5 protein-coding genes and 1 tRNA gene are annotated in these 6,928 nt (G+C 69.9%); 1 reads left to right on the top strand and 5 read right to left on the bottom strand.

Annotated elements, in window-relative coordinates:
* Nucleotides 1-31: 31 nt before the first annotated feature.
* From ABD811_RS05930 to ABD811_RS05915, 3 genes are all read right to left on the bottom strand, one after another.
* Entirely contained in the window at nucleotides 32-403 is a 372-nt protein-coding gene (locus tag ABD811_RS05930; protein ID WP_344941961.1) for a group I truncated hemoglobin, read from the bottom strand.
* 483 nt (nucleotides 404-886) lie between these two features.
* Nucleotides 887-4,426 carry a DNA polymerase III subunit alpha gene (gene dnaE / locus ABD811_RS05925; protein WP_344941958.1) on the bottom strand — a complete coding sequence of 1,180 codons (3,540 nt, stop codon included), beginning with the start codon at nucleotides 4,424-4,426 and terminating at the stop codon, nucleotides 887-889.
* Nucleotides 4,427-5,132: 706 nt separating this feature from the next.
* Nucleotides 5,133-5,306, bottom strand: coding sequence for a hypothetical protein (locus ABD811_RS05915; RefSeq protein WP_344941955.1), 174 nt, complete (start codon nucleotides 5,304-5,306; stop codon nucleotides 5,133-5,135).
* Nucleotides 5,307-5,483: 177 nt separating this feature from the next.
* Between ABD811_RS05915 and ABD811_RS05910 the strand changes: the two genes are divergently transcribed.
* Nucleotides 5,484-5,576: transfer RNA gene (locus tag ABD811_RS05910), tRNA-Ser, on the top strand.
* A gap of 141 nt (nucleotides 5,577-5,717) precedes the next feature.
* Here ABD811_RS05910 and ABD811_RS05905 read toward each other — a convergent pair.
* Both ABD811_RS05905 and ABD811_RS05900 read right to left on the bottom strand, forming a co-directional pair.
* Nucleotides 5,718-6,140, bottom strand: a complete 423-nt coding sequence (locus ABD811_RS05905; protein ID WP_344941952.1) for a hypothetical protein — start codon at nucleotides 6,138-6,140, stop codon at nucleotides 5,718-5,720.
* On the bottom strand, nucleotides 6,141-6,617 hold the full coding sequence (locus ABD811_RS05900) for a glycine-rich domain-containing protein (RefSeq protein WP_344941949.1): 477 nt from the start codon (nucleotides 6,615-6,617) through the stop codon (nucleotides 6,141-6,143). It abuts the gene before it with no gap.
* Between the last annotated feature and the right edge of the window lie 311 nt (nucleotides 6,618-6,928).

Below are 6,928 nucleotides of genomic sequence, written 5' to 3'. Positions count from 1 at the left end.
CTGCTCTCTCGGGGGCGGCGGCCGGGCGGGGTCAGCCGGCCTTCTGCTTCTCGACGGTGACGATGTCGGCGCGCAGCGGCGCGAGCTTCGCGCCGATCTCGCCGATGGTGTCGTCGGGGACCCCCAGCCCGCGCAGTGTCTCGACCAGGTGGCCGACGACGGCGTCGAAGTCCTCGTCGGAGATGTTCAGCGCCGCGTGGGCGGTGGCCATGTCGCGGCCCTTGTAGATCTCCGATCCGCCGATCGCGGCGGCGATGAACGACCGCTGGTGCGACTTCAGGCGGGCCAGGTCCGTGTCGGCGAAGAAGGGGGCGAGGTTGGGATCGTCGAGCAGTCGGGCGTAGAAGTCGTCCACCGCCGCCGCCACGGCCGCCGCGCCACCGATCGAGTCGTAGATGCTCAAGACCGGCCTCCCGTCTGTCTGGTCCGGAGTTCTCACGGCCGAACGTAGGGCGGTGACGTTTCGCGGCGGTTCCCGTCCCTGGACGGCGCCGCTACAAGACCCGCACAGCCGGTCACTGCCCGTTGTGATACCGCCATGTCAGGGCGCCGACCGAGCGGATCACCCCGAATCGGGCGCGGCGGCGGCATGGCAGGGGTGCCGCGCCGCCCGCCGACGGCAACGATCGAGAGGCGTTGACCTGAATACGGGTGATTCTCAATAAAGGCGTAGTTGAGTGGCATTTGGGGGCTTTGTCACTGGGCATCCCCAGGGGCGTGGCGAATCTGGACCGTGGCGGCAGAAGGCCTCCGCTGAGGCGGAGGGCGATCGCCTCGCTCGGATCGCCGCTTGTAGTTGCGGCGGTGTTCAGCGCGGAGCGTCGGGCTCCTTCCGGTCAAGCCGGACGCTCCGCGTCCTCTGTGTCCGCCGCGGCCGCACCGCCCGTCAGGAACGCGGGAGGGAACCGGCGCCCAGCAGCGACTTGATGTCGCTGTAGAACGCGGGGCCGGGGGCGACACGGAACCAGGTGAGATCCAGCAGGACGCTCTTCGCCCCGTCCGGACGCGAATGCAGCAGCAGATGCACCGGGGAGTCGCCGGGATGGGAGCCGAGGATCTGCTTCAGCTCCCTGACCAGCCGCTGCGTCACCCGGGGCTCGGCGACCGAGATCACCACCGGTTTCCCGCCGCCGGAGACGTCGAGGAGCGTCACCTCGTCGGCGTAGACGCTCAGGGTCTCGTCCCGCACGTTGATCCGGCCGTGGACGGACACGACGCGGTCCTCACCGAGCGCCTCCCCGTAGAGCTGGTAGCTCTTGGGGAAAACGAGGCACTCCACGCTCGCGTCGTGGTCTTCGAGCGTGACGATCGCCCACGGGCTGCCCTGCTTGGTGACCTTGCGCTGGAGCCCGGAGACGATGCCGCTGAGGCGGACCTCCCCGTCCGCACGGCCGGACGCGAGCAGCTCGGCGATGGTGCGGTCGCGGTTGCTCGCCAGGACCGCCTCGGTGCCGTCGAGGGGATGGCCCGAGACGTAGAGGCCGAGCATTTCCCGCTCGTGCGCGAGAAGCGTCGCGGTGTTCCATTCTTCGTCCGGGACGGTGATTCGCAGACCGTCGTCGGTGGACGACCCGAACAGCGAGTCCTGCCCGTACGCCTCGTTGCGCTTGACGTCGATGACCGCGTCCACGGCCTGTTCGTGGACGTCCACCAGGCCCTTGCGGCGATGTCCCAGCCCGTCGAACGCCCCGGCCTTCGCCAGCGATTCCAGAACGCGTTTGTTACACACCACCGGCGGCACCTTGGAGAGGAAGTCGGCGAAGTCGGTGTAGGGGCCCTTGTCCCGCCGGGTGGTGACGATCGCGTCCACCACCCCGGAACCGACGTTGCGCACCGCGCCCAGGCCGAACCGGATGTCGTCCCCGACGGCGGCGAAGTCGAGCGCGCTGTGGTTGACGTCCGGGGGCAGCACCTTGATGCCCAGGCGGCGGCAGTCGGACAGGTACACGGCCATCTTGTCCTTGTCGTCACCGACCGAGGTGAGCAGGGCCGCCATGTACTCGGCGGGGAAGTTCGCCTTGAGGTAGGCCGTCCAGTACGACACCAGGCCGTAACCGGCGGTGTGCGACTTGTTGAAGCCGTAACCGCTGAACGGCACGAGCACGTCCCAGACCGCCCGGACGGCCTCGGCGGAGTAGCCGCGTTCGCGCATTCCGGCGGAGAAGCGGTCCCATTCGGCGTCCAGCACGTCCTTCTTCTTTTTCCCCATCGCCCGGCGCAGCATGTCGGCGGCGCCGAGGGAGTATCCGGCGAGCCGCTGGGCGATGGCCATCACCTGCTCCTGGAACACCACCAGGTGGTAGGTGTCGCCGAGAATGGGCTCGAGAACCTCCGCAAGCTCCGGGTGGATCGGCTCGACCTGCTGCCTGCCGGTCTTGCGCAGCGCGTAGTTGACATGCGCGTTCATCTCCATCGGACCGGGCCGGTACAGCGCGTTCACGGCGGCGATGTCGGTGAACTTCGTCGGCCGCATCATCTTCAGCAGCGACCGCATTCCGGTGCCGTCCAGCTGGAAGACGCCCAGGGTGTCACCGCGCGCCAGCAGTTCGTAGGTCTTCGCGTCGTCCAGCGGCACGTCGTAGATGTCGATGTCGACGCCGCGGTTGGCCTTGACGCCCGCGACGGCGTCGCCGATGACGGTGAGGTTGCGCAGGCCGAGGAAGTCCATTTTCAGCAGGCCCATGTCCTCGGCCTGCGTGAACGGGAAACCGGTGACGACCGGGCCGTCCGCCTTCGGCCGCACGAGCGGCAGCACGTCGATCAGCGGCTCGGCCGACAGGATCACCCCGGCCGCGTGCACACCCGTCCCCCGGGTCAGCCCCTCCACCCCGAGCGCGGTGTCGATGACCCGCCTGACGTCGGGTTCCTCCTGGTACATGCGGCGCAGCTCGGCGGCCTCGCCGTGGCGCGGATGCCGCTCGTCGTGCACGGCCGACAGCGGGATCTCCACACCGCCCGCGGCCGCCGGGAACGCCTTGGTGATGCGGTCGCCGAGCGCGTACGGGAGGCCCAGCACCCGGCAGGCGTCCTTCACCGCCGCCTTGGCCTTGATGGTGCCGAACGTGACGATCTGGCAGACCCGGTCCGCGCCGTACCGGCGGGTCACGTACTCGATCATCTCGTCCCGGCGCCGGTCGTCGAAGTCCAGGTCGACGTCGGGCATGGTGATGCGCTCGGGGTTGAGGAACCGCTCGAAGATGAGCCGGTGCTCGATCGGGTCGAGCTCGGTGATGCCGGTGCAGTAGGCGACCATCGAACCGGTCGCCGAGCCGCGTCCCGGGCCGAGGCCGATGCCGTTCTCGCGCGCGTACCGGCAGATGTCGGCGACGACCAGGAAATAGCCGGGAAACCCCATGTCCTCGATGACCGACAGTTCGTAGTCGATACGGTCGAGCACCTCCGTGGACGGCGCGCCCCCGTACCGCCGGCGCGCCCCTTCCAGTGCCTGTCTGCGCAGCCAGGACGCCTCGGTCTCGCCGTCCGGCACGGGAAACCTCGGCATCAGGTTCCGGTGGGCGAACACCTCCGCGTAGTCACCGACGCGTTCGGCGATGAGCAGCGTGTTGTCGCAGGCCCCCGGCACCTCGTCGTCCCAGAGCGCCCGCATCTCCCGCGGTGACTTGACGTGGTAGCCGGTACCGCTGAACCGGAACCGCGCGGTGTCAGCGAGCCGTTTTCCGGTGCCGATGCACAACAGCGCGTCGTGCGCCTCGGCCTGGTCCTCGGTGACGTAATGGGAATCGTTCGTGGCCAGGGGCGGCAGGTTCAGCTCCTTGCCGATTCTCAGCAGGTCCTCGCGGACGCGGCGTTCGATGGGAATGCCGTGGTCCATCAGCTCGAGGAAATAGTTGTCCGGGCCGAACATGTCCCGGTAACGGGCGGCGGCCTCGACGGCCTGCGCGTACTGCCCGAGTCGCAGCCGCGTCTGCACCTCACCGGACGGGCAGCCGGTGGTGGCGATGAGACCGCGCCCGTGCTCGGCCAGCAGCTCGTCGTCCATGCGCGGGTACTTCTGGACGTGCCCTTCCAGCCAGGCCCGCGACTGCAACCGGAACAGGTTGCGCAACCCGTCCGCGTCCGCGGCCCACATCGTCATGTGCGTGTAGAGGCCGCGGCCGGAGACGTCACCGCCCTTGCCCGTCACCTCGTCGGCCCGCCGCAACGCCGGATCGTCGCTCCAGAACACCGGCCCCCGGTGGTGCCGCGACTGCGGAGCGACATACGCCTCGATGCCGATGACCGGCTTCACCCCCGCCTTCCGGGCCGAGTGGTAGAACTCGTACGCCCCGTGCACGTTGCCGTGGTCGGTCATCGCGACGGCCGGCATCCCCTGGCGGGCGACCTCCTCCAGCAGCAGCCCGACCTTCGCCGCGCCGTCCAGCATGGAGTACTCCGTATGGACATGTAGGTGTGCGAACGAATCCACCCATTCACTCCCCGCGGTTGTACGGACGTGGCCGGCGCCCGTATTCGACCTGTCAGGGAGCTGTGAAGTCCAACAAAAGACACTCCAGGAGGGCACAACCGAAGGTTGTAGAAGGAGGATTTCGCCGCGCGCCCCGGCACCCACACGTACTCGCCACCCCAAACACCGGCCCACCCGACGCCGCGGATCACCTCGCCATCTCCCCGACCCGACGAGCCCCCCACGGCGACGACGCCGAACTTGGAGGGGCTGTAGGCGGTGGCGTCGCTGAGCGCCCGGAGCCCCAGCGTCGAGGCGACGGTGACGATCCGCCCGGGGGCGGACCTCCGTGGGACGAGCGGCGCCGCGGCCGCGGTACCCGACATGCCAATCGACCGCTCGGGGCGATGCGCCGACGCATGGTCTCGGTAAGCGAGGCGCAGTCGCCGCCGCGGATGCACATGCGCCGCGGGTGCAGCCGCGTGGGTTGGCGCGGGGTCGGCGTGCCAGGCCGAGGCCGGGGCACGGCACAGCGAAGGCGCATCGCCCTCCGCCGTCGCCGATCACCGGTGAAGCGGTGTTTCGGCGGCTGAGGGCCGGTACGAGGGGGACCTGGCCAGGTCAGAGAGGGGGCGGGAGGGAGTGCGGGTGCTTCTTCACCCGGGCTGAGCGGCCCGCCGGCGGGGTTCCACGGCTGTCGGCGCGTGGACGGCGGGTCGTCCCGGTCTCACATCGTCATCCCGATCGCGATCGCGATGATCGCGACGAGGGCCACCACGGCGACGATGCCGGCGATGAGGCCGACGTTCACCTTGGCGGCCTTGTCCGGCTGCCCCTGCTGCTGGGCGAAGTGCTGGAACTGCTGCGTCGACCCTGCCGGATCGTTGGGTGTCTGCGACATGCGGATGAGGATACGGATGATTTCAGTGTGATTCAGGTTGAATGACCTGAACGGTCTTGCTCCATCCGGTGCCCGCCGCCCCCGATCCGCGGCGTCACCAGCCGGTCCGCGGCGCCGTCGGGCCGCAAAGGCCGTGAACTCACCTCGGGCTTGCCGCTATCGTGGGGGCTGCTCACTGGAGGCTTCGCATAGTGGACGAGTGCGACGGTCTTGAAAACCGTTGAGTCGGCAGCCCCGGCTCCGTGGGTTCGAATCCCACAGCCTCCGCCACCTGCGGTGACGCCCGCCCGACACGCGGAACAGGCGTCGCCCGTGCGATCGGCACCTGGTCGGCTCCGCCGCGTGGGAAGTGCATAAAGCGGGACGCCCCCGCTCCCGGCTCGCTGGGGGCGGGGGCGTCTTCGTGCGCGGTCAGTGGCAGCGGTCGGCCGTCCCCACGACGGACAGGAATACCACGACGCCGTTGACCATCCACTGGCTGTACGACGGCCAGCAGCCGGTTTCGATCGCCCGCAGTGCACGCACCGCGCGCTCCTGGCTGGACACCCACTCGGGCACCGCGTACAGCGACTTCTCGCACGCCGCGTCCCACTCGGCGATCAGCCAGTCGCGGGCGCCCGCGGGGTCGGTGTGGACGGCCGCGATGAACTGGGACGACTTGATCAGCCAGTCCACCGTCCGCACCGGCGGCCGCTCCGGGCTGGCCACGTCCAGGCTGTCGGTGCGGCCCATGCGCTCCCACTCCCGCCCGGCACCCGACCACCGATAGCAGTGGTAGTGCGTCGGCTGGACGGTTGTGCGCCCGGCGGTGTCAGGGGCGATCTGGTGCGTCATCTACCCGCCCATGTCGTTGCACTCCGGCGGGCAGCAGGGCGATCTCTCGCCGGCCCAGAACTCGACGTCCACGTAGTAGCCGGTGGCCTCCAGTTGCGGGATCGTCGCCTCCAGCGCCTCGCCCGACAGCATGGCCTCGTCCTGGTAGGGCACGTGGTGGATGTACTCGCCCGCGTACTCCGTGCAGAACGCTGCGTACGCCCGGCTCCGCAGCATGAAGGCGTGCCACGCCGGGTCGACGGGCACGGTGGGGACGATCCGCTGCCACGGACGCCCCTCGGCCCTGGCCCGGACGATCTCGGCCTGTGCCTTGAGGAAGACGAGCGCCTGACCGAGCATCCGCTCGGCGTAGTCCTTGGTGACGTGGTGGTATCGGCGCAGGTCTTCCACGAGGAGGCCGAACACCTCCGGGGAGACCAGCGTGCACGGGTCCTTCGCTTCGGCGACCCCGACGGGCCGCGCTTGGGAGATTGTCATCGGCTCGTTGAGCCTTTCCGACGCGCTTCGTGTGGGTTCCGCAGCCCCGAGTGCGCGCCTGGTCTCGAAGCTTCCGGTGACGGGGCGGCCGACTGCGCTGTTTCCGGCCGCCCCGCCGTGTGGTGCCGCGCCCACCAGGGAGCACCCCCCTGGCGCATGCCAGGGGCGCGGCGGTCGAAGCGGGGCGGGCCACGCCGCGCCTGGGCCCGCTCCGCCGTCTGTGGGGCCGCGGCCCCGGTCACCCCGCACAAAGGGCCCTGGGCCGCGGCGTTCAGGGGCGGCGGCGCGGCCCCGGGCAGACCGCGCCGCCG

This window comes from Actinomadura miaoliensis (genome assembly GCF_039536785.1).
Lineage (GTDB): Bacteria > Actinomycetota > Actinomycetes > Streptosporangiales > Streptosporangiaceae > Spirillospora > Spirillospora miaoliensis.
This window is presented reverse-complemented; position numbering and strand designations above follow the sequence as displayed.

What these genes read in the sequence shown, in the direction of transcription:
- ABD811_RS05905 (WP_344941952.1), bottom strand. Translation starts at nt 6,140, where the DNA reads ATGACGCACCAGATCGCCCCTGACACCGCCGGGCGCACAACCGTCCAG.
- ABD811_RS05915 (WP_344941955.1), bottom strand. Translation starts at nt 5,306, where the DNA reads ATGTCGCAGACACCCAACGATCCGGCAGGGTCGACGCAGCAGTTCCAG.
- ABD811_RS05900 (WP_344941949.1), bottom strand. Translation starts at nt 6,617, where the DNA reads ATGACAATCTCCCAAGCGCGGCCCGTCGGGGTCGCCGAAGCGAAGGAC.